Source organism: Parvibaculum sp. (assembly GCF_039680535.1).
Lineage (GTDB): Bacteria > Pseudomonadota > Alphaproteobacteria > Parvibaculales > Parvibaculaceae > Parvibaculum.
Window position 1 is genome coordinate 154,820 of the sequence record NZ_JBDKSS010000025.1, and the last position, 21,694, is coordinate 176,513.

The following is a 21,694-nucleotide window of genomic DNA, read 5'->3' on the forward strand; positions in this document are numbered from 1 at the left end:
GGCCCGCCCCGGGCAAAAATGTACCGTGATGCGACAGGCTTTCGTTATGGCACTTAACCGGACTTTAACCATGGTCCGGCTTTCAATAGGCTGTGGCGAGCAGGCGTCGCGAAAAGCGCCCCGTCCTCCTGTCCGCCCGCTTGGGCATATCGGTTTCGGCAATCAACCTGATGATCATTACCTGTCCAGCATGTTCAGCCCGCTATCCGGTGGATGCGGCTGCTTTCGCGCCGTCCGGGCGGAAGGTGCGCTGCGCCAAATGCGGCCATAGCTGGCATCAGGCCCCGCCGACGGACCTGCCCCGGAAGGGCGAGGAGCCGGCGGCGGCCCCCGCGCCGCAGCCCGAGCCCGAACCCGCCCGCGAAATTGTTTCGGCCCCGGAACCCGTCATTCCCTTCGAGGCACCGGCGACGCCCATTTTCAAGAAGCCGGCGCCGGCAGAGGCCGAACCCTCGGCCCCGGAAGACGACATCGGCTTTGCCGAAACCGGGGAGTCGCAGCTCGGCAACGGCGGCAAGCTGCGCCACTTCGTCAACCGCGCCGCCTCGTCGCGGCGGGGACGCGTGTTTTCCGCCATCGGTTGGGTTCTGCTCATCGCATTTGTCGGGTCGACGCTCTTTGGCGGCTGGCACTACCGCAAGGACATTGCCGCGCTCTGGCCCGCGACGACAAAGATCTACAGCGCCGTCGACAAGCCGATGAATCTGCGGGGTCTCGAGTTCCGGGGGGTTGGCTACGAACGCCAGACGGAAAACGGTCTGCCGGTTCTGGCCGTCAAGGGCGAAGTCGTGAACATCAGCGACGAGCGCCGCGCCGTGCCGCGCCTTCGCGTCGGCCTTCTCGATGGCAAGCAGCACGAGCTCTATCACTGGACCTTCGCGCTGAGCGAGGCGGACCTCGCGCCGAAACAGGCCGTGCCGTTCGTGACGCGGCTTTCGAGCCCGCCGGTCGAGGTGCGCGACCTCGAGCTGCGCTTCGTGCAGAAGGGCGAAGAGGCGGAGCCCGCGAGCCCGCCGACGACGCCCAATCCCTGATCATCCGGTCAATCGGAATTGCGAACGGGCTGGACTTCCGGCCGTCGCGCCGTCAATTTGTGCCCTTGGCCTCGGGGCCAAGACCATCAGGCACAGGCGATCAGGGATCATGAGCAAGCTCGTCGCGCAGGGCGCGCAGATATCGGTAATGTTCACGGCGGATGAAATCGCTGTCCGCGTTCGGGAACTGGCGAAGGAAATCGTCGCCGTGATGGGCACGGAGCCGCTCGTCATTCCGATCCTCAAAGGCAGCTTCATCTTTGCGGCCGATCTCTTGCGCGCGCTTCATGAAGAGGGCGCGGAGCCGGACATGGATTTCATCAGCCTGTCGAGCTACGGCAAGGGAACGCAGTCGCTGGGCGAGGTGAAGATCATCCGCGATACCGAGGCCGCCATCGAAGGCCGCGATGTGCTGATCGTCGACGACATTCTGGAGTCGGGGCGAACGCTGGCCTACGCCAAGGATCTGATGACGGCGCGCCGCGCCCGTTCGGTCAAGACCTGCGTGCTCCTCGACAAGCCCGGCAAGCTCGCCGTCCACATGAAGGCCGATTTCACGGGCTTCAAATGCGCCGATCGTTTCGTTGTCGGCTATGGCATGGACGTGGCGCATGCCTACCGGCAATTGCCGTTTGTCGGCGTCGTCGAGGGATAGTGGCCCATGGCGCGCATCCTGATCGCGGAGGATGAGCCGAGCGTGCGCGCCTTCATCACACGCGCGCTGTCGGGCGTCGGCCATGAGGTCGAGGCGGTTGGCGATGGCAGCGAGGCTCTGACTGCGCTTGCGCGGGCGAGGGATGCAGCCAGGCCGCACGATCTCCTGCTCACCGATATTCTGATGCCTGTGATGGACGGGATCTCGCTGGCTCTCGCCGCTTCCCGCGATGCGCCCGGCATGCCCATCATGCTGATGACCGGATATTCCGATCAGCGCGAACGCGCCTACGGCCTCGATGCGATCATCGACGACATTCTGCTGAAGCCCTTCACGCTGGACGAGCTGGTCACGCGTGTGCAGACGGTTCTCGACAAAGGGTAGAGCAGGGGCTCAGAAGCGCTTCAGCAGCCGATCGAGATAATCGAGCTCGATCTTGGGGCGGCCCAGTTCGCCGGCGCGGCGGCGCAGTTCCTGAATGATCTGACGGGCGCGCTGGATGTTGATCTTGTCAGGTACAGCGACGTCGCCGGAAATATTCTGGCCGGCATTGGGGATCGAGCGGCCGAAGGGATCGGACGAGCTGTTCTGGCCGCGCCCCGCCTTGCCGCGGCCGGCCATGCTCTGCATCATCTGGTCGGCCAGCCCCTGCGCGCCTTCGCGCATCTGCGCGATGGCCTTGCCCTGCGCGGCGGCGGCGCGGTCGGCGCGTTGATCGTTCAGCCGTTCCTCGGCGCTCTTCATCGAATTGCCAGCCTCGCCCAATGCGGCAGGGGTTTTTGCCCCGGTCTGCTGAAGTTCGCGCAGAGCCTTGGCAAGCTCCTCGCGCAACGCCGCTTGCGCCTTCTTGAGGTCGTGCATGGAGGGTTTGCCGCCCTTGGGGCCGACCTGCGCTTCGCCGCCGGCTCCCGCTTGCGCGCCCTGCCGGAAGGTCTGGTCCATCAACTCGCGCTGCTTGTCGATGAGCTTGCTGATCTTGTCGACGCCCTGCTGCATCGCCTGCTCTTGCGGCGTCATGCCGGGGCTCTTCTGCGGCGTCCGCATGTTCTCCATGATGGCCTGGAGCTGCTGCAGCATGGCCTTCGCCTGATCGCGCGCGCCGGTCTTCGCCATTTCCTCGATCGAACTCAGCATCCTTTCGAGATCAGCGCGGTCGATGGTCTGTCCGTCCTGCGGCGCGAAGCGGTTCGCGTCGTTCGCGCCGGGCATCTGGCCGTTGGCCGCCAGCATTTCCATGTAGCGGTTGAACGTCTCCTTGAGTTCGGCGAGCAGGCGGTTGATTTCTTCCCCCGATGCGCCCTTGGCCAGCGCATCCGCCAGAGCGTCGCGTGCGCGGCGCACGTCGTTTTCCGCCAGCGACAACTCGCCATCCTCGATGTGGAGGGCGGTGGCCCAGAGGAGATCGTAAATGCCGGTAAGGTCGCTGTCGTGCTGGGCATTGGCGAGGCGCCAATAGGCCGCGCGGAGCGGGAGATAGGTTCTGAAGTCGCCAATATAGCGATCGGCATCGGTCGTGAGGTCGTTGAGAACGCGGGCTACGCGCTCCGTCGCCTGCGGCTCGAGCGCCAGGGCGCGGCGCTGCTCGACGATGGCGGCGGCAAGCGGCTTCTTGAATTCGCGGGCGGGGAGAACGAGTGCCACGGGCAGCGCCGCGCCTTCCTGTCCCGCATCGTCCTTGGCGACCAGGGTGATGGTCACAGGCAGACCCGCCCATGGGTGCGGCGTGAGGTCGATATAGGTTTCGCCGTTCGCGTCGCGTGGCCGAAGCGTCGGCAGCGGCAGGTTGATCGCGGGCGGCGTCACGCGGGATTGCGGCCGTGCGGCGGGTCTGGCGCCGGCCTTGCCCGTGGGCTGAGGTGAAGCCTCAGCCGGCATGACGAGAGCGATGCGTGCCTCGGCGGCGGTGACGCCATAATCGTCGTCGACCTTGTAGGCGAAGCGCAATGATCCCGTGGCCGTCCTTTCGATGGGCTTGGTGAGCGCGATCCGGGGCTTGCGGTCCGCAACGACATCGACCTCCCAGCCGCGCATCATGCGTCCGCCCTGCGTCAGCGCGAATTCGGTCGAGGCCGTGATCTTCGTGTCGGTGGCGTAGTTCGTCCCGCCCATGTGCTTCAGCGGCTCGGGGCGGCCGCGGTCGCCCAGTCCGGCTTCGAGCGAGGGCGGGTTCTTGAGGCCATGGACGCGGAGCGACAGCACGCTGTTTTCCGGCACCACGAGCTTTCGCTCCGTGGTGGCCGCGCCTTCCGTCGGCCGCTGGTCTTCGAGATAGATCGGCGCCATGCCGGTATAGGCTGGCGGTGTAATCCAGGCCTCGACCGAAAAGGACTTGGCCACGCCGAGGCCGGGAAGCAGCGACGCGGCGATACGCTTCATCTGTCCGCCGCCGGTGCCCAGAAAGGCGATCACCAGAAGAAGGACGACGGCGGCCCTGAGCGCATAGGGGTCCTGCGAGGCAAGGCCGGGCGAGGCGAAACCGAGCTTGAGCTTGCGGATGCGTTCGGCCACCCAGCGCTGGTGCGCGCGCCAGAGCGCGGCGTCGCCCGTGCCTGGTGCAGGGGCATCCTCATAGGCGCCAAGCGGCTGGTGGGTGAGGCCTGAAACCTGCTCCAGATGCCGCAGAGCGGCCTCGCGGTCCGGCCAGCGGAAGCCCATGAGGCCGCGCCAGAGCATCCAGGCCATGAGCCCGCCGAAGCAGACCAGCACGCCCCAATGGATGCCCAGGGGCAGGTTGCTGAAGGCGCCGAAGAGCGCGAGCACGAGGAAGATGCCGCCGACGCCGGCCGGGGGCCAAAGAACCGGCCAGAGCGCTTCCCAGACGAGAATGGCGCGGGCAACGCGAATGCGGCGCTCGACGCGCGGCGGCAGGCGCGGGCCCTCGGCGCGGGGAGCTTTGTCCCTCCGCGTCTCCGTCGCCTTCACTGTCTTGCGAGCCTGTGGGCCGTTCAATCCTCGCGCCTCTCGTCGGGCCGTTCCGGGAGCCTGTCGCAGCCCGTGAACGACTCGCGTCTAGCGAGGTCCTCCGAGCCATGCCGGGATCATATCGTGCTTCAGGATTTCGTCATAACTTGGGCGCGCGCGGATGACCGCATAGTCGCTCCCGTTGACGAGAACCTCCGGCACGAGCGGCCTTGTGTTGTATTCCGAGGCCTGCACGGCGCCATAGGCGCCCGCCGACATGATGGCGACCAGATCGCCGGCCTCGAGCCGCGCCATTTCCCGGCCCTTGGCGAGGAAGTCGCCCGTCTCGCAAACGGGGCCGACGATGTCGTAGATGGTGCGCTCGGCCGAAGGGGCGGGTTCCGCCACCGGCTTGATTTCGTGGAAGGCATCGTAAAGCGTCGGGCGGATCAGGTCGTTCATCGCCGCGTCGATGATGAGGAACCTGCGGTCGTCGCCCTGCTTTTCATAGATGACGCTTGAAACGAGGATGCCCGCATTGCCGACGATCAGGCGGCCCGGCTCAATGGTGAGTTCGCAACCCAGATGGCCGACGGCGCGCTTCACCATCGCAGCATATTCATCCGGATGCGGAGGAACATCGTTGTCGCCGCGATAGGGAATGCCCAGGCCCCCGCCGAGATCGATGCGGCTGATGGCATGGCCTTCACGCCGCAATTCCTCGACCATGCCCGCGACGCGCCGGAAGGCGGCGTCGAAGGGTTCGAGCGAGGTGAGCTGGCTGCCGATATGAACGTCGATGCCGATGGCGGCGATACCGGGAAGTTCTTCGGCGCGGGCATAGACGGCGGGCGCGCGCTTCCAGGAAATACCGAACTTGTTCTCGGCCTTGCCGGTCGCGATCTTCTCATGCGTCTTGGCGTCGACGTCCGGGTTCACGCGAATGGCGATCTTCGCGGTGAGGCCGCGCGCGCTGGCGAGCGCCGAGATCTGCTCAAGCTCGGGCTCCGATTCCACGTTGAACTGGTCGATGCCCGCCTCGAGCGCGAAGGAGATTTCCTGCACGGTCTTGCCGACGCCGGAAAAGACGATCTTCGACGCCGGAATGCCCGCCGCAAGCGCGCGGCGCAGCTCGCCTTCCGAGACGACATCGGCCCCTGCGCCGACCTTGGCCAGCGTCGCGATGACGGCGAGGTTGGAATTTGCCTTTACCGCATAACAGAGCCGCGCCGGCTGCCCCTTGAAGGCGTCGATGAAGACCTGGGCGTGGCGCGTCAGCGTCGCGGTGGAATAGCAGTAGAAAGGCGTACCGACGGCCGCCGCGATGTCGGCAATCGCGACGTCTTCGGCATGAAGAACGCCGTTCCTGTACTCGAAATGATTCATGGCGCGGTCGCCTTACGGAGAAACGAAACTTGTGGGCGCCTCAGCAGGGCGGAAGGCTCTGATTGGGCATCTGGCTCGGCGCGCTGGTCGATGTGGGCCGCTTCTGCGCGTCGATTGGCGCATCCTGCGGCACAGCTTCCGTTGCATTGCCGCAGGGCGTTTTCTGCGCCATGTCGGGGCTCATGCCGGGCGGCGGCTCGAGGTCGCCCTTTCGGCCGCAGGCGCCGAGCGCGAGAAGAACGGAAAGGCCGAGCGCGGCCGTGATCGTCATTCGCCGGTTCATCTCACTTCTCCCTGCTGCCAAGCTCGCCCCGCCACCAGGCGACAGATGCGCGCACATTTTCCGGGGCCGTGCCGCCGAAGCTTGTCCGGCTGCGGACCGAATTGTCGACGCCCAGCACCGAATATACCTCGTCGGTGATGCCGGGTTCCACTTCCCGCATTTCGTCGAGCGAGAGGCCGTCGAGATCGATGCCCTTCTTCTCGGCCTTGGCGACAAGTGCGCCGGTGATGTGATGCGCCTGGCGGAAGGGCACGTTGAGGCGCCTCACCAGCCAATCGGCGAGGTCGGTCGCGGTGGCGAAGCCCCGCGAGGCCGCCGCGCGCATTTCCTTCGCGTTGACGGTCAGCGTCGAAACCATGCCGGTCATGGCGGCAAGCGAGAGCGACAGCGCGTCGAGCGCGTCGAAGGCCGCTTCCTTGTCTTCCTGCATGTCCTTGGAATAGGCCAGCGGCAGGCCCTTCATGACGATGAGGAGCGAGGTGAGATCGCCGATGACGCGGCCCGACTTCGCGCGCACGAGTTCCGCCGCGTCCGGGTTGCGCTTCTGCGGCATGATGGACGAGCCGGTGGTGAAGCCGTCGGTCAGGCGCACGAAGTTGAAGCCCGGCGTCGACCAGATGACGATTTCCTCGGCAAGGCGCGAGAGATGCGTCGCGGCGATCGCCGCCGCCGACATGGTTTCAAGCACGAAGTCGCGATCAGACACGCTGTCGAGCGAGTTCCGGGTCGGGCGGTCGAAGCCGAGGGCCTTGGCCGTCATGTGGCGGTCGATCGGGAATGAGGTGCCGGCAAGCGCGGCGCTGCCGAGCGGGCTTTCATTGAGGCGGCGGCGCGCATCGGCGAAACGGCCGCGGTCGCGCGCCGTCATCTCGACATAGGCGAGACAGTGATGGCCGAAGGTGACGGGCTGCGCGGTCTGCAGATGCGTGAAGCCCGGCATGATCGTGTCGGCATTCGCCTCGGCCTTGTCGAGCAGAGCCTTCTGGAAGTCGGCGAGCTGTTCGTCCAGATGGTCGATCGTGTCGCGGATATAGAGCTTGAAGTCGAGCGCCACCTGATCGTTGCGCGACCGGGCGGTATGGAGCCTGCCCGCCGCCGCGCCGATGAGGTCCGCGAGCCGCGATTCCACGTTCATGTGGATGTCTTCGAGCGACCGCTTGAACTCGAAGCGGTCCCCCTCGATCTCGGCCAGCACGGCGTCGAGACCGGCGATGATTTGCTCGGCGTCGGCTCTTGAGATAATCCCGGTTTCGGCCAACATGGCGCAATGTGCCTTCGAGCCCCGGATGTCCTGGGCAAAGAAGCGCTGATCGAAGCCGATGGAGGCGTTGATTTCCTCCATGATGCGGTCGGGACCTTCGCCGAAGCGGCCGCCCCACATTTTGTTGCTCATCGCGAGATTCCCCGGGCGTCGAGCCCGGCCCGGATTCGCGGGGGCGCGGAGTTCTGAGACCCGATGTTACGTTCCAGCAGCAAGACTATCCTGATAATCGCCGCCGCCGTCATTATCGTCGTTGCGGCGGTATACTTGATCGTCGGCCCCTTAGGCAATGGTACGGACCGGAGCGGGGCGCCCGCCGGGGGCGGCGAGGCGGCGGTACTCGCGCCCTATGCCACCGGGGCCATGGAGAATTTCAAGCAGGAAGTGCCTGCGAAAGCCGCCCCCGACCTCGCCTTCAAGGATGGCGACGGCAAGGATGTCCGGCTCTCCGACTTCCGGGGCAAGCTCGTCCTGCTCAATCTCTGGGCGACCTGGTGCGTGCCCTGCCGCGAGGAAATGCCGGCCCTGAACCGTCTTGAGGCGGCGATGGGCTCGGACAGGTTCCAGGTTCTCGCCCTCAGCGTGGACAAGGACGGCCACGACCTTGCCAAGGCGTTTCTGGCGGAGGTGAAGGCTGACCATATCGCCCTTTACAATGACCCGACCTCGCGGGCGAGCTTCGCCATGAAGGCCTTTGGCCTCCCGACCACGGTATTGCTCTCGCCGGAAGGGAAAGAGGTCGGCCGGCTCGTCGGGCCTGCCCATTGGGACGGACCGGAGGCCCGGGCCCTCGTCGAAGCCGCTCTCAAAGCCTATCCGGCGCGCTGAAGCGGAGGCGCTCGCGCCTCAGCGCCTGTCCGTGACGAACATGCCCCCGATCATCTGGGCGATCTCGCTGCCGCCCGCAGTCAGGGGCATGGCAACGGCATGAAGGCTCAGATAGGGCCTGTCGGAGCTCGACATGGTGCTGTTGATGAAGACCGGCTCTCTCAGCCTGTAGGCGCGGCGCGTCACGTCGAGCCAGCGGAACTGGACGACTTCGGGCCTGGTGGGGACGGAAGCGTGCGTGCCGAATTCCGACAGGCACTTGCCGGTCCGTTCCTCCCCGACAATGAGGACGAGGGCGGTGCCGAATATCCGGGTGCGGAAATCCTCGCCGTCGCCGAGCACGTCGCAGATGATGAGGTTGGGCAGGAGCTTGACGATTTCCCCCGGCACGATGTCCGAGCGGTCGGGCATGGGGCGCTGGCCGCGCTTCGTCAGCCAATAGCCGGCGAGCGCTGCTACGCCGGGATGGTCCGGCGCAGAAGGGTATTGCAGTCCGTCATCGTGCCGACCGGTGCTACTGGAGCCGCGCTCCATATGGGTCTCGCCTCTGCAATGCCGCGCCTTCCAAAGATGGCGCCTTGAGCTTTGCAGCTACGTGTTAACAAATTCTGTCATCGGAGGATTCGAACGGACGAAGTGTCAGCGCGTCGGCACGGGCTTTTCGCCGCGGTAATCATAAAAACCGCGCTGCGTCTTGCGTCCGAGCCAGCCGGCCTCGACATATTTAACCAGGAGAGGGCAGGGACGATATTTCGAGTCCGACAGGCCCTCATGCAGCACCTGCATGATCGAAAGGCAGGTGTCGAGGCCGATGAAGTCGGCAAGCTGCAGCGGACCCATGGGGTGGTTTGCGCCGAGGCGCATGGCCTTGTCGATGCTTTCGACGGAGCCGACGCCTTCATAAAGCACATATACGGCTTCGTTGATCATCGGCAGCAGGATGCGGTTGACGATGAAAGCCGGAAAATCCTCGGCATTCGCGGTCTGCTTGCCGAGGCGGCCGGCGAGGTCGCGAACCGCGTCGAAGGTTTCGTCATCGGTCGCGATGCCGCGCACCACTTCCACCAGTTCCATGACCGGAACCGGGTTCATGAAATGCATGCCGATGAATCGTTCGGGACGGTCGGTGGAGGCGGCGAGGCGCGTGATCGAAATCGACGAGGTGTTGGTGGCGATGATTGCGTCTTCGCGCAGATGCGGACAGAGATCGGCGAAGATCTTGCGCTTCACCGTCTCGTTCTCGCTGGCGGATTCGATGACGAAATCCGCCGTCTCGAAGGCGTCGTAGGTGACGGCGGGTGAAATGCGCTCAAGGGCGGCGTCGCGGTCGGCGGCGGTGATGCGGCCCGAATGAACCTGGCGGCTCAGATTGCCGTCGATCGTGGCAAGCCCCGCCTCGATCCGCTCCTTGCTGACGTCGTTGAGAAGGACTTCACAGCCTGCGAGCGCACAGACATGCGCGATGCCGTTGCCCATTTGACCCGCGCCGATTACGCCGACCTTGCGAATGTTCATGCTGTCCATCCAAAACTGGCGCGGAGCGGCCCACGCCGGAACTACAATACCCTATCAGAAGACCCGCCTGACAAAAACGGCGCTGCGGGTAGTGCCTGCAGCGCCGTTTGTCATCAATGGGTTCTCACCGTCAGACGATCAGAGACCGATTTTGGCGAGTTCCTGCTCAAGGGCCGGAACGGCCTGGAAGAGGTCCGCCACGAGGCCGTAATCGGCCACCTGGAAGATCGGGGCCTCCTCGTCCTTGTTGATCGCGACGATGACCTTGGAGTCCTTCATGCCGGCGAGATGCTGGATCGCGCCGGAGATGCCGACCGCGATGTAGAGGTCGGGGGCGACCACCTTGCCGGTCTGGCCGACCTGGTAATCGTTCGGCACGAAGCCCGCGTCGACGGCCGCGCGCGAGGCGCCCACGGCGGCACCGAGCTTGTCGGCGATCTTGTCGAGCATGTGGAAGTTGTCGCCCGACTGCATGCCGCGACCGCCGGAGACGATGATCTTGGCCGAGGTGAGTTCGGGACGGTCCGACTTCGTCAGGTTCTCGCTGACCCATTCCGAGAGGCCCGGATTGGCGGCGGCGCCGATCTTCTCGATCGAGGCGGAACCGGTCTGGGCGGCAGCCGGGAAGGCCGTCGTGCGGACCGTGATGACCTTCTTCGCGTCGGTCGATTTCACGGTCTGGATCGCGTTGCCGGCATAGATCGGACGCTTGAACGTGTCGGCGCTGTCGACCTCGATGATTTCCGAGATCTGCTGCACGTCGAGCAGCGCGGCCGCGCGCGGGGCGAAGTTCTTGCCCACGCCGGTGGCGGGGGTGACGATCGCGTCATAGGAGCCGGCGAGGCTCACGACGAGAGCGGCAAGCGGCTCGGCCGTACGATGCGCATACTGCGCGTCGTCGGCGACGAGCACCTTGGAGACGCCCGCGAGCTTCGCGGCGGCAGCGGCGACGCCGTCGACGCCCTGGCCCGCGACGAGCACATGCACGTCGCCGCCGAGCTTCGTCGCGGCGGTCACGGCCTTGGCGGTCGCGTCGTTGAGATTTTCGTTGTTGTGTTCAGCAATAACCAGCGTGGTCATCCGATCACTCCCGCTTCCTTGAGCTTCGAAACAAGCTGCTCGACAGATTCAACCTTGATGCCGGCCTGACGCTGCGGCGGCTCGGTCACCTTGAGAACCTGAAGGCGCGCCGTGACGTCGACGCCGTAGTCGGCAGGCGTCTTTTCGTCGATCGGCTTCTTCTTCGCCTTCATGATGTTCGGCAGCGACGCGTAGCGCGGCTCGTTGAGGCGGAGGTCCGCGGTCACGATCGCCGGCATGTTGAGCTTCAGCGTCTGCAGGCCGCCGTCGATTTCGCGAGTGAGGATGAGCTTGTCGCCCTCGAACTCGACCTTCGAGGCGAAGGTGCCCTGCGCCCAGCCGAGAAGGGCGGCGAGCATCTGGCCCGTCTGGTTCGAATCGTCGTCGATCGCCTGCTTGCCAAGAATGACGAGGTCGGGCTTTTCGGCCTCGACGATGCCCTTCAGGATCTTCGCGACGTTGAGCGGCTCAACCGTCTCATCCGACTTCACGAGGATGCCGCGGTCGGCGCCCATGGCGAGCGCCGTGCGGATCGTCTCGGTCGACTGAGCGACGCCGATCGACACCGCGACGACTTCCGTCGCTTTGCCCGCTTCCTTCAGACGGACCGCCTCTTCGATGGCGATTTCGTCGAAGGGATTCATGGACATCTTCACGTTGGCGAGATCGACGCCCGTCTGATCCGACTTCACGCGGATCTTGACGTTGTAGTCGACCACGCGCTTCACGGGCACGAGGACTTTCATCGAGATAGACTCCCTGGGCGTCGCCTTGGATTTGCGAAGCAAGAATGGCTCACCGCGGCGACGGACTTGGTGTTGAGGTTTCCGGGCCTTCAATCCGCTTTCCGGCGTCTCGGAAAGGCGCCTTTCGAGCGGTCACCCATGAAGGGAACGAAGGTCCGGCCACGCGAAAAAAACAGAAGGCCGTTGTTGCGGTGCGGCAACCTAGAGCCGCCATAAGCCCCTGTCAACGAATAGGGAAAGTGCCGGGCAAGGCATTGGAATGGGGTGAAAACCCCTTTGGCGCCAATGGGTTGGCTGGCGGCCTGTTCAGCGGTGCGCGCCCGGTGTCCACAGCACGTCGCCCGCCCCACGACCTTCCGGCGCCCAGTTCGCATAACGGGCCGCGACGAAGAGGAAATCCGACAGGCGATTGAGGTATTTGATCGCCACTTCGTTCACCCCGCCGGGCCCTTCGGCCGCCAGCGCGACGACGAGCCTCTCGGCGCGGCGGCAGATGGTGCGGGCAAGGTGAAGATGGGCGGCAGCCGCCGTTCCCCCCGGCAGGACGAAGGAGCGCAGCGGCTGAAGATGCCCGTTCAACGCGTCGATTTCCTGTTCGAGCCGGGTCACCTGCGCCTCGACGATCCGCAGGGGCTCGTAACCGAGCTCGGCGGCGGTCTTGTCCGGCGTCGCGAGATCGGCGCCGAGGTCGAAAAGGTCGTTCTGGATGCGGGCCAGCATCGCATCGAGCGCGAGGATGCCGCCGGTTTGGAGGCGGGCCACGCCTATCGCGGAGTTGGTTTCGTCCACGGTGCCGTAGCTCTCGATCCGCAGCGCATGCTTGGGCAGGCGCTCGCCGGTGGCGAGCGCCGTCGTGCCCTTGTCGCCGGTGCGCGTGTAGATCTTGTTGAGCGTGACCATCGGGACTTCAGACTTTCGCGAAGGGCAACATGCGCTTCAGCACGCTGTCGTGACGGATGAAGTGATGGTAGAGCGCGGCGCCCGCATGGACCGCGACCAGCGCCGCGATGATCAGGGCATTGACCTCGTGAAGTTCTTCGGCGAGATCGTGGATCGCCTCGTTCGGCGCGATCTGGAGGCCGAGGACGCCGAAGGCCTGAAGGTTGAACTTCGACGTCGTTGCGATGGCGAGCCCGATCAGCGGCTGAAGGATGACGAAGAAATAAAGCCCGCGATGCGCGGCCTTGGAGCCGATGACCTGCCAGCGGGGCAGATCGGCCGGGAGCGCCGGCGCCGGGTGGCGGAGGCGATAGAGGAGGCGCGCGAGCATGAGCACCAGGACGGTGATGCCGATGCCGGCGTGAATCTGCATGACGCCCAGGCGTTCCTCCTTCGGCAGGTCTTCGACCGTCCAGCCGCCATAAAGCATCAGCGCGACGAGGACGACGAGCGTCCAGTGGAATGCTTTTGCAACGCCTGAATAGGGTTGGACATTCGTCATGGTGGCCTCGGACATGTGTGCTTTCCTCCCTGCTGTTAGGGCAGACTCGCGCGAGACGGGCCTGCGATCAAGCCCTGCCGTGTCGAATTACGCCTTTCGCCATGAGCGGCGCCATCTGGCGATGGCTTCGCCGATCTCGTGAGGGCTGTCTTCCTGCAGGAAGTGGTTCCCCCTCACCGTGACTTCCGTCTGGTTCTTCCATGTACGGCAGAATTCGCGCTGCGCGCCGATGAGGATCGCGCCTGGGTCCGCATTCACGAAAAGCTTCGGGATGTCGGTCGTCGAGAGCCAATCCGCATAGGATTGCACGACGTCGACGACAAAGGCGGGCTCGCCATCGAGCGGAATCTGGCGCGGCCAGGTGAGCGTCGGGCGGCGGTCCTCTCCGGGTGTGCGGAAGGGGCGGCGATAGACTTCCATTTCCTCCGGCGTCAGCTTGCGGAGGATCGAGCCCGGCAATACGGCTTCGATGAAGAGATTTTTTTCGAGGATCATCTCCTCGCCCTTGTCGGAGCGGAAGCCCTCGAAGATGCGCCGTGCGGCGGGGTTCCACTCGTCCCATGCGAGCGGCCGCACGATCCCTTCCATATAGGCGATGCCTTCCACCGCATTGCGGTGGCGGTTCGCCCAGTCGAAGCCGAGCGCCGAGCCCCAGTCATGAATGACGAGCGTGACCTTGTCGTGGATGCCGACCGTTTCGAGAAAGGCATCGAGAAAATTGCGATGTTCGCGGAACGTGTAGCGCTCGGGGCCCGACGGTTCGAGCTTGTCACTGTCGCCCATGCCGATGAGATCCGGCGCGATGCAGCGCCCCTGATCCGCGAGATGCGGCATGACATTGCGCCAGAGATAGGAGGATGTCGGATTGCCGTGCAGAAAGACGATGGGATCGCCTGCACCCATCTCGGAATAGGCCATATGCCGGCCCGCGATGTTGACCGTCTTCTTGGGAAGCTCCGCGGCGGAAATCTCTGTCATGGCCGGATTCTCCTTCGCTCCCCTGCGCCCTTTTCCCGAAGGATAGACGCCAGATGACCGCGCAATCAAACCTGCACATGTGCGCCAACAAAAAAGGGCGCCCGGAGGCGCCCTTTCCCGCGGCTTTCGCCGAAATCAGAACTTGAAGCCGTAGCGCACACCGATGTCGGTGAGGCCGGGATTGGCGTCGCAGAGGCTCGCATTCGACATGTGGTCGACGGTGAGCATCAGGCTCGAATGCTCGTCGAAGCGGTAGCCGATCGACGCGCTCTCGTGGAACATGGCGCGGCAGCCGAGGTTGAGCTTCGTGCTCGTCTCGTGATCCGTCTCGCCGTTGTGGATGGCGCCGCCGAACGTGCCTTCGACGAAAAGCGACTTCGTGAAGTCGTAGTCCCAGGCGAGGCCCGCATAGGCGATGCTGGTGCCGTTGCCGGTGTTGATGTTCGCGCCGATGATCGGACGCGGCGCCCATGCCCATTCGAGGAAGGTCGGCGTCTTGAAGAGAACCTCGGCGTTGATGTCCGGATTGCTCGTTTCGTGGCGCGTCGCGAACAGGTCGGTATTGTGGTCGTAGACGCCCACACGCAATTCGTCGACCCAATCGGCCGCCTGCGTCGGCGCACACAGAGCCATAAAGGCGGTCGCCGCCATGGCGGCCGTCAGAAGCTTGCTCTTCAGCACGATATTCCCCTTCATCATCGCCGTCTCTCGACGGCTTCCCGTAACTCGGACCTGCCGCAAAATAACCCAGTTTCAAACCGGATAGATATCTCCAGACAAAATCTAGCCGGACTGTTGCCGATTTGTCGCTAGTTATGTCTGGAACCGACGCAGCGCGTTACCCCGATTTCGGGGGTCAGCGCGTCGTGAAGTAGAGGGCGCCCATCAGGAAGACGATGGCCACAAATTGCAGAATGACGCGCCAGCGCATCAGCGTCTGCGATTGGGATGGGGACCCGCCGCGCATCATGTTGAAGAGGCCGAGGGCGAGCACCAGGGCCACGGCGGCCATGGCGATCGGACCGAGATAGCTGAAAAGCTGCTCCACAATGCGTTCCTTCGCTTGATTGTCCTAGTTGCCGCCTTCGAGAAGGCGGCGGGCGATGACCTGGGCCTGGATTTCGGCCGCGCCCTCGAAGATGTTGAGAATGCGCGCGTCGCAGAGCACGCGGCTGACCGGATATTCGAGCGCGAAGCCGTTGCCGCCGTGAATCTGCAACGCATTATCGGCTGCTGCCCAGGCAACGCGGGCGCCGAGAAGCTTCGCCATGCCGGCTTCAAGGTCGCAACGCCGTCCGCCATCCTTCTCGCGCGCGGCGTGATAGGTGAGCTGGCGGGCGACGAGGATCTCGACGGCCATCATCACGAGCTTTCCCGAGACGCGCGGGAAGCTGAAGATCGGCTTGCCGAACTGGATGCGCTCCTGCGCGTATTTGAGGCCGAGTTCGAGGGCGGCCTGTGCGACGCCGATGGCGCGGGCGGCCGTCTGGATGCGGGCGCTTTCGAAGGTCTGCATCAGCTGCTTGAAGCCCTGACCTTCTTCGCCGCCGAGCAGGTTTTCGGCCTTCACCTCGAAATCGTCGAAGCCGATCTCGAATTCCTTCATGCCGCGATAGCCGAGCACACGGATCTCGCCGCCGGTCATGCCCTCGGCCGGGAAGGGATTTGCGTCGTCGCCACGCGGTTTTTCCGCAAGCAGCATCGACAGGCCCTTGTAGCCCGGCGCGTCGCTGGTGCGGCAGAGAAGCGTCATCACGTCGGCACGGGCGGCATGCGTGATCCAGGTCTTGTTGCCGGTGACGCGGTAGACATCGCCATCGCGGCGGCCGCGCGTTCTGAGGCTCGCAAGGTCCGAGCCGGTATTGGGTTCGGTGAAGACGGCGGTCGGCAGGATTTCACCGCTTGCGATCTTCGGCAGCCACTTCGCCTTCTGCTCCGGGGTGCCGCCGCCGAGGATCAGTTCCGCCGCGATCTCGGAGCGCGTGCCAAGCGAGCCCACGCCGATATAGCCGCGCGACAGCTCTTCCGAGACGACGCACATCGATTCCTTGCCGAGGCCGAGGCCGCCGAATTCTTCCGGAATCGTCAGGCCGAAGACGCCAAGCTCCGCCATCTTCGCGATGACGTCGAGCGGGATGTATTCGTCCTTTAGATGCCAGTCATGGGCGTAAGGCACGACTTCTGCGTCGGCGAAGCGCCGCATCTGGTCGCGGATCTGTTCATAGGTATCTTCAAGGCCCGCATCGCCGAAGCTTGAGGCGCCCGCGTTCCCGGCGATCAGGGCGGCGAGACGCGCGCGCACTTCCGCGGTGTTGCCGGCCGCGATCAGGGCGCGGACATCGGCCGTGTGGAAGGCGGCATGATCGGCCTCGGAGATGCCGAGATCCTGCGGACGGACGATCTCGCCCTGGCTCATCGGAATGCCGCCGGAAAGCTGCGAGAGATATTCGCCGAAGGCGACCTGAACGATCAGCGCTTCGATCTCGCCGAAGCGTCCTTCCTCCGTCATGCGCGCGGCATAGGCGGCGAGCTGGCGCAGACCCTCGACATAGGTCGCCATCCAGGAGAGGCCGTGCGCCGCGAACTGCTCGCGCTCGATCAGCGCCGCCGAAATCTTGCCGTCATGGCTCACCTTCAGCGCCACAGCCGCCTTGGCCTTCGCAAGCAGGGTTTCGGCGCTCGTGGCCGCTCCCTCGGTCAGGGACAGGAGATTGCCAGGGACAAGCGTCTTGGTGGTGGCGTTGGCGGTGTTGCTCATGGGCGGTACTCGCAAGGGCTGGCAGGCGGGCTCAGGGGACGGCGCCTTGATGAGCGCAAGGAAGGGGATCGGCTCGGGCGGTGCGTCCAGGGGACTATATAGCCCGAAGAACCGGACCCGGCCAGCGCATGTGCGAAGGCCGCCCAAGGTCACAAAACTATGCTTGGCGCGCGGCGGCGGTTGCCGTCAGACTGTCCTCTTCTGAAACATGGCTGTGGGGGCTATTTCATGAAGGCGGTCGCTTTTTTCCTGCTCCGGTTCGTCACCGGACTTTACCTGCTCGCCTGGTCGGCGCTGAAGCTGACCGATACGGGGAGCGCAATCGGGATTTCGGACAAGCTCTATTGGGGGCTGTTCAGCAATCCGGTCGTGCAGCATGGGCTCGGCGCGCTGGGGGGCGTGCTCGGGCTTTTCGTCATTCTCGGCTTTCTGCGCGGCTTTACCTATCTCGCTCAGGCATTGGTCCTGGCGCTCGGTGTCGGCGTGCTGGCGAAGGCCAGTGCCCTACCTGTCGATCTCGCGAGCGGCATCGATCTGGCGACGGCGCTCACGCCCTATCTCGCTCTGCTCGTCGCCGCCATCGCGCCGCTGTTCGCCAAGGGGGATGACCTTCTATCGCTCGATGTCTTTCTGGCCTGGGCCGAGCGCCGGCTGGGGCGCGACGAGCGGGCCGCTCCGGCAGTGACGGCTGCCGCGGCCGAAGAGGTCGGTGAGCATGACGAGCCGGTTTACGAAGAGCCGCTCTATGAGGAGCCGGTGCATGAGGAACCGGTTTACGAGCCGGTTCAGGAAGAGGCCGTGCATGCCGAAGAGCCGGTTGCGGAGGCTGTCGCTTCCGAAGATGTTCACGCCGAGCCTGTGGCGGAAGTGGAGACGGCTCCCGAACCGACGCATGTGGAGCCGGTGATCGAGGAAGCGCCCGCGATTGCCGAACCTCTGGCTGTGGAGCAGGCGCCTGAAGACCCCTCGGTCGAGGAACTCGCCGCCGTCGAGGCGCAGAAGCACGAAGCTGCCGCGCCGACGGTGCATTGATGGATTGCGGGAGGCGAGCCTTTAGAGGTTCGCCTCCGGCGGAATCCTGAGCGGGATCTTCAGGTAGCGCTGCCCGTTCGCTTCGGCCTGCGGCAACTGGCCCGCGCGGATATTGACCTGAACGGCGGGAAGCAGCAGCACCGGCGCGGCAAGCGCAGCGTCGCGCGTCTCGCGCATGGCGACATAGTCGTCCTCGCTCACGCCGTCATGGATATGGATGTTGCGCGCGCGTTCCTCCGCGACGCTGGTCTCCCACGCATAGGTGTCGCGGCCCGGCGCCTTGTAGTCATGGCACATGAAGAGCCGCGTCTCGGGCGGAAACGAGAGCAGCCTTTTGATTGAGCGGTAGAGAGTGCGCGCATCGCCGCCGGGGAAGTCGGTCCGGGCGGTGCCATAGTCCGGCATGAACAGCGTGTCGCCAACGAAGACCGCATCGCCGATCCGGTAGGCGATGCAGGCCGGCGTATGGCCCGGCGTCGCCAGAACTTCGAAATGGCTTTGGCCGAGCGGAATTTTGTCGCCATCGGCGAAGAGCGCGTCGAATTCGCGCCCGTCCGAAGGCGCAATTTGGCCGAAGAGCTGCCCGAAGACTTTCTGCACCTTGCCGATATCGGCGCCGATACCGGTCTTCGCGCCCGTCTTCGCCTTCAGATAAGCGTCGGCAGAGAGATGGTCCGCATGGGCATGGGTCTCGAGAATCCATTCAACCTTTGCGCCGGTTTCCTCGACGGCCGCGAGAAGCCTGTCTGCGCTGGCGGTCGTGACCTTGCCCGATTTCGGGTCGTAATCGAGCACGGGGTCGATGATTGCCGCCGCGCCCGTCGCGGGATCGCGCACGAGATAGGTCACGGTGAAGGTCGTTTCGTCGAAAAAGGCCCTGATGTCGGCTCTCTGCTCTGCGGGCATGTTCTGATCCTTCGTGGCTTCGTACCTTGACAATATATTAGTTTTATCTAATTTAACAAGGTCTGTTGACCGCAAGAGGTTGCCGCCATGGCGCTCAAGACCATTTCGCCCTCGAAGGCCAGGAAGCTTATCGGCCGGGGCGCGCTTGTCGTCGACGTTCGCGAGCGCGGCGAGTTCGCGCGCGAGCATATAGAAGGCGCGCGCAATGAGCCGCTGTCCAGCCTGGGGCGCATCGAACAGCCGGACCCCGGCGCGGTCATCATCTATCATTGCAAGTCAGGCATGCGGACGCGCGCAAGCGCGAAGAAGCTCGAAGAGGCCGCGAATTGCGAAGCCTTCATTCTCGAAGGCGGGATCGATGCCTGGAAGGCGACGGGCCTTCCCGTCGTCAAGGGGAGCGGCGACGAGGCGGCGCACCAGATGCAGATCGTCGGGCTGAGCGTGGTCTTCATCGGCGTCGCGCTCGGCATGTCCGTCAATCCCGCGTTCTATGCGTTGGCTGCGGCGGCGGCCGTCTGGCTCATCCTGAGCCTTTTCCGGCGCGGCTGACGGAGGTGGAAATGATCGCGCTGGCTGACATTCTGACGCTTGGCTCCGGCGCGCTGATCGGATTGACGCTCGGGCTCATCGGCGGCGGCGGCTCGATCCTCGCCGTGCCGCTCCTTGTCTATGTGGTGGGCGTCGCCTCGCCCCATGTCGCCATCGGCACCAGCGCCATTGCGGTCGCCGCCAATGCGCTTGTCGGCGTGGCGCTTCATGCGCGGGCGCGCTCGGTCAAATGGCCTTGCGCGCTGGTCTTTGCGGGCTCCGGCATCGTCGGCGCCTTTCTCGGCGCGCGGGTGGGCAAGGCCGTGGGTGGCGAGTTCCTGCTTTTCCTCTTTGGCCTTGTCATGATCGCGGTCGGCGTCACCATGCTGCTGCGCAAGGGCGAGGGCGGCAATCCGGATGTTCATCTCGATCAGGCGTCGGCGCCCGCGCTGCTTCCCTCGCTCACCGGTTATGGGCTCGGCGTCGGCCTGCTGTCGGGGTTCTTCGGGATCGGCGGCGGCTTCCTGATCGTGCCGGGCCTCATCAACGCCACCAACATGCCGATCCTCTTCGCGGTCGGATCGTCGCTCGTCTCCGTCGCGGCCTTCGGCCTTGCCACGGCGTCGAGCTATGCGCTGGCGGGACTCGTCGACTGGCATGTGGCGGCGCTGTTGCTCGCAGGCGGCGTCGTCGGCGCGCTCATCGGCACGGCGCTCGCGCGAAAACTTGCGGCGAAGAAGGCGCTGCTCGCGCGCATCTTCGCCGTTATCGTCATGCTGGTTGGCCTTTACGTCAGCGCGCGAGGCCTCGCCGCCCTTTAAGCGACGTTGCCCGCCTCGATCGCATCTTCATAGGTGCGAAGGCCGGGGTGCTTGGCCGAGACGAGCACGGCCATGTTGCCGGGCAGATGCTCGTTCTTCCACATCTTCATATGCGCCTTCGGAATGTCTTCCCATGAGAAGACCTCCGAAAGGCCCGGATCGATGCGGCGCTCGATGACGAGCTGGTTCGCGGCCGAGGCCTGCTTCAGATGCGCGAAATGCGAGCCCTGGATGCGCTTCTGCCGCATCCAGACGAAACGCGCGTCGAAGGTGATGTTGAAGCCGGACGTGCCCGCGCAGAAAACGACCATGCCGCCGCGCTTCGCGACCATGCAGGAGACGGGGAAGGTCGCTTCGCCCGGATGCTCGAAAACGATGTCCGGATCGATGCCCTTGCCGGTGATGTCCCAGATTGCCTTGCCGAACTTGCGCGCCTCTTTCATGAAGTCGTTGAATTCGGCGGAATTGACCTTGGGCAACTGGCCCCAGCAGTTGAAATCCTTGCGATTGATGACGCCCTTGGCGCCGAGCGACATCACATAGTCGCGCTTGCTCTCGTCGGAGATGACGCCGATCGCGTGGGCGCCCGCCGTGGCGCAGAGCTGCACGGCGAAGGAGCCGAGACCGCCGGACGCACCCCAGACCAGCACGTTCTGGCCGGGTTCGAGCGTATGCGGACGATGTCCGAAAAGCATGCGGTAGGCAGTGGCCAGCGTCAGCGTGTAGCAGGCGCTCTCTTCCCAGGTGAGGTGCTTGGGGCGCGGCATGAGCTGCTGCGACTGCACGCGGGCAAACTGGGCGAAGGAACCGTCCGGCGTCTCATAGCCCCAGATGCGCTGCGAGGGCGAGAGCATCGGGTCGCCGCCGTTGCATTCCTCGTCGTCATGGTCGTCCTGATTGCAATGGATGACGACCTCGTCGCCGACCTTCCACCGCGTGACCTTGGAGCCGACGGCATAGACGATGCCCGAGGCGTCGGACCCGGCGATGTGATAGGGCACCTTGTGCACGTCGAAGACGGAAATGGGCGTGCCGAGCGCGGCCCAGACGCCGTTGTAGTTGACGCCCGCCGCCATCACGAGGACGAGCACGTCATGGCTGTCGAGTTCCCATGTCGGCACGACTTCCACCTGCATCGCATGCTCCGGCGGGCCGTGGCGCTCGCGGCGGATGGTCCATGCGTACATCTTCGCCGGAACATGGCCGAGAGGCGGGATCTCGCCGATCTCGTAGAGATCCTTCTTCGGAAGCGGATTGTCGCCCGCGGCAGCCGCCGTGCTGTCGGTCTTCGCCATACTCTGTCCTCGCTCATACCCCCTGGGCCCTTTGCCGGAGGCTGATGCCTGAAGCCGGGCCCATGATCCATCCGTCATCCGTTTGCCGCAATGAGAGGCAGCGGAGCGGTTTTGCCCGGATCATTGGCGGATGACGCGGGGGATGCAAGGAGTTTTTGCACTGCAACAAAGACGTTTTGCCCGGCTAGACGCCAGCTCGGGCGGGCGCTTTCTCCCTTTCCGTCGCGTCAACTTCTCGGCTAGCAT

Annotated in this window: 23 protein-coding genes; 7 read left to right on the forward strand and 16 right to left on the reverse strand. The window is 64.7% G+C overall.

All coding sequences use genetic code 11. From position 1 onward, the window contains the following. The first annotated feature begins 170 nt into the window (after positions 1-170). The 3 genes from ABFC66_RS16070 (at position 171) to ABFC66_RS16080 (ending at position 2,073) form a co-directional block, all read left to right on the forward strand. The gene (locus tag ABFC66_RS16070; RefSeq protein ID WP_346741983.1) at positions 171-1,034 is read left to right on the forward strand and encodes a DUF3426 domain-containing protein; all 864 of its coding nucleotides are present in this window, start codon (positions 171-173) and stop codon (positions 1,032-1,034) included. 109 nt (positions 1,035-1,143) lie between these two features. Continuing rightward, complete coding sequence (gene hpt / locus ABFC66_RS16075; protein WP_346741984.1) at positions 1,144-1,689, forward strand: hypoxanthine phosphoribosyltransferase; 546 nt, start codon at positions 1,144-1,146, stop codon at positions 1,687-1,689. A 6-nt stretch (positions 1,690-1,695) separates the two neighbouring features. After that, complete coding sequence (locus ABFC66_RS16080) at positions 1,696-2,073, forward strand: response regulator (RefSeq protein WP_346741985.1); 378 nt, start codon at positions 1,696-1,698, stop codon at positions 2,071-2,073. A 9-nt stretch (positions 2,074-2,082) separates the two neighbouring features. Here ABFC66_RS16080 and ABFC66_RS16085 read toward each other — a convergent pair whose 3' ends face one another. Genes ABFC66_RS16085 through argH form a run of 4 tightly spaced genes read right to left on the reverse strand, consistent with a single transcriptional unit; the run spans position 2,083 to position 7,652 of the window. Continuing rightward, complete coding sequence (locus ABFC66_RS16085; RefSeq protein ID WP_346741986.1) at positions 2,083-4,638, reverse strand: TIGR02302 family protein; 2,556 nt, start codon at positions 4,636-4,638, stop codon at positions 2,083-2,085. A 60-nt stretch (positions 4,639-4,698) separates the two neighbouring features. Beyond that, complete coding sequence (gene lysA / locus ABFC66_RS16090) at positions 4,699-5,976, reverse strand: diaminopimelate decarboxylase (RefSeq protein ID WP_346741987.1); 1,278 nt, start codon at positions 5,974-5,976, stop codon at positions 4,699-4,701. 40 nt (positions 5,977-6,016) lie between these two features. After that, positions 6,017-6,259 (reverse strand): lipoprotein, encoded by a 243-nt coding sequence (locus ABFC66_RS16095; protein ID WP_346741988.1) that lies wholly within the window; start codon positions 6,257-6,259, stop codon positions 6,017-6,019. Between the two features lies 1 nt (position 6,260). Continuing rightward, positions 6,261-7,652 (reverse strand): argininosuccinate lyase, encoded by a 1,392-nt coding sequence (gene argH, locus ABFC66_RS16100; RefSeq protein ID WP_346741989.1) that lies wholly within the window; start codon positions 7,650-7,652, stop codon positions 6,261-6,263. Between the two features lie 63 nt (positions 7,653-7,715). On the opposite strand from argH, the gene ABFC66_RS16105 reads away from it, so the two are divergent. Further along, positions 7,716-8,348 (forward strand): TlpA disulfide reductase family protein, encoded by a 633-nt coding sequence (locus ABFC66_RS16105; RefSeq protein WP_346741990.1) that lies wholly within the window; start codon positions 7,716-7,718, stop codon positions 8,346-8,348. A gap of 18 nt (positions 8,349-8,366) precedes the next feature. Here ABFC66_RS16105 and ABFC66_RS16110 read toward each other — a convergent pair whose 3' ends face one another. The 10 genes from ABFC66_RS16110 to ABFC66_RS16155 form a co-directional block, all read right to left on the reverse strand. Then, on the reverse strand, positions 8,367-8,882 hold the full coding sequence (locus ABFC66_RS16110) for a PAS domain-containing protein (RefSeq protein WP_346741991.1): 516 nt from the start codon (positions 8,880-8,882) through the stop codon (positions 8,367-8,369). Positions 8,883-8,987: 105 nt separating this feature from the next. Further along, a complete protein-coding gene (locus ABFC66_RS16115) occupies positions 8,988-9,872 on the reverse strand; it encodes a 3-hydroxybutyryl-CoA dehydrogenase (RefSeq protein WP_346741992.1) in 885 nt (294 codons plus the stop codon). A gap of 129 nt (positions 9,873-10,001) precedes the next feature. Continuing rightward, a complete protein-coding gene (locus ABFC66_RS16120) occupies positions 10,002-10,943 on the reverse strand; it encodes an FAD-binding protein (RefSeq protein WP_346741993.1) in 942 nt (313 codons plus the stop codon). Next, positions 10,940-11,689 (reverse strand): electron transfer flavoprotein subunit beta/FixA family protein, encoded by a 750-nt coding sequence (locus tag ABFC66_RS16125; RefSeq protein ID WP_346741994.1) that lies wholly within the window; start codon positions 11,687-11,689, stop codon positions 10,940-10,942. The genes ABFC66_RS16120 and ABFC66_RS16125 overlap by 4 nt, the downstream gene beginning before the upstream one ends. Before the next feature lie 306 nt (positions 11,690-11,995). Continuing rightward, positions 11,996-12,589 carry a cob(I)yrinic acid a,c-diamide adenosyltransferase gene (locus tag ABFC66_RS16130; RefSeq protein WP_346741995.1) on the reverse strand — a complete coding sequence of 198 codons (594 nt, stop codon included), beginning with the start codon at positions 12,587-12,589 and terminating at the stop codon, positions 11,996-11,998. 7 nt (positions 12,590-12,596) lie between these two features. Continuing rightward, entirely contained in the window at positions 12,597-13,145 is a 549-nt protein-coding gene (locus ABFC66_RS16135; protein ID WP_346741996.1) for a cytochrome b, read from the reverse strand. 72 nt (positions 13,146-13,217) lie between these two features. After that, a complete protein-coding gene (locus ABFC66_RS16140) occupies positions 13,218-14,108 on the reverse strand; it encodes a haloalkane dehalogenase (protein ID WP_346741997.1) in 891 nt (296 codons plus the stop codon). A gap of 135 nt (positions 14,109-14,243) precedes the next feature. Further along, positions 14,244-14,807, reverse strand: a complete 564-nt coding sequence (locus ABFC66_RS16145) for an acyloxyacyl hydrolase (RefSeq protein ID WP_346741998.1) — start codon at positions 14,805-14,807, stop codon at positions 14,244-14,246. A gap of 157 nt (positions 14,808-14,964) precedes the next feature. Beyond that, on the reverse strand, positions 14,965-15,156 hold the full coding sequence (locus ABFC66_RS16150; RefSeq protein ID WP_346741999.1) for a twin transmembrane helix small protein: 192 nt from the start codon (positions 15,154-15,156) through the stop codon (positions 14,965-14,967). A 24-nt stretch (positions 15,157-15,180) separates the two neighbouring features. Continuing rightward, the gene (locus ABFC66_RS16155) at positions 15,181-16,866 is read right to left on the reverse strand and encodes an acyl-CoA dehydrogenase family protein (protein WP_346742000.1); all 1,686 of its coding nucleotides are present in this window, start codon (positions 16,864-16,866) and stop codon (positions 15,181-15,183) included. Positions 16,867-17,094: 228 nt separating this feature from the next. Between ABFC66_RS16155 and ABFC66_RS16160 the strand changes: the two genes are divergently transcribed. Then, the gene (locus tag ABFC66_RS16160) at positions 17,095-17,898 is read left to right on the forward strand and encodes a hypothetical protein (protein ID WP_346742001.1); all 804 of its coding nucleotides are present in this window, start codon (positions 17,095-17,097) and stop codon (positions 17,896-17,898) included. A 21-nt stretch (positions 17,899-17,919) separates the two neighbouring features. Here the strand turns inward: ABFC66_RS16160 and ABFC66_RS16165 are convergent, their stop codons facing one another. Further along, a complete protein-coding gene (locus ABFC66_RS16165) occupies positions 17,920-18,804 on the reverse strand; it encodes an MBL fold metallo-hydrolase (protein ID WP_346742002.1) in 885 nt (294 codons plus the stop codon). An 87-nt stretch (positions 18,805-18,891) separates the two neighbouring features. Here ABFC66_RS16165 and ABFC66_RS16170 point away from each other — a divergent pair, with 87 nt between their 5' ends. Both ABFC66_RS16170 and ABFC66_RS16175 read left to right on the forward strand, forming a co-directional pair. Beyond that, a complete protein-coding gene (locus tag ABFC66_RS16170; RefSeq protein WP_346742003.1) occupies positions 18,892-19,353 on the forward strand; it encodes a rhodanese-like domain-containing protein in 462 nt (153 codons plus the stop codon). 11 nt (positions 19,354-19,364) lie between these two features. Next, positions 19,365-20,153 carry a sulfite exporter TauE/SafE family protein gene (locus tag ABFC66_RS16175; protein ID WP_346742004.1) on the forward strand — a complete coding sequence of 263 codons (789 nt, stop codon included), beginning with the start codon at positions 19,365-19,367 and terminating at the stop codon, positions 20,151-20,153. Here ABFC66_RS16175 and ccrA read toward each other — a convergent pair. Then, complete coding sequence (gene ccrA, locus ABFC66_RS16180) at positions 20,150-21,448, reverse strand: crotonyl-CoA carboxylase/reductase (RefSeq protein WP_346742005.1); 1,299 nt, start codon at positions 21,446-21,448, stop codon at positions 20,150-20,152. The genes ABFC66_RS16175 and ccrA overlap by 4 nt on opposite strands. Positions 21,449-21,694 lie beyond the last annotated feature (246 nt).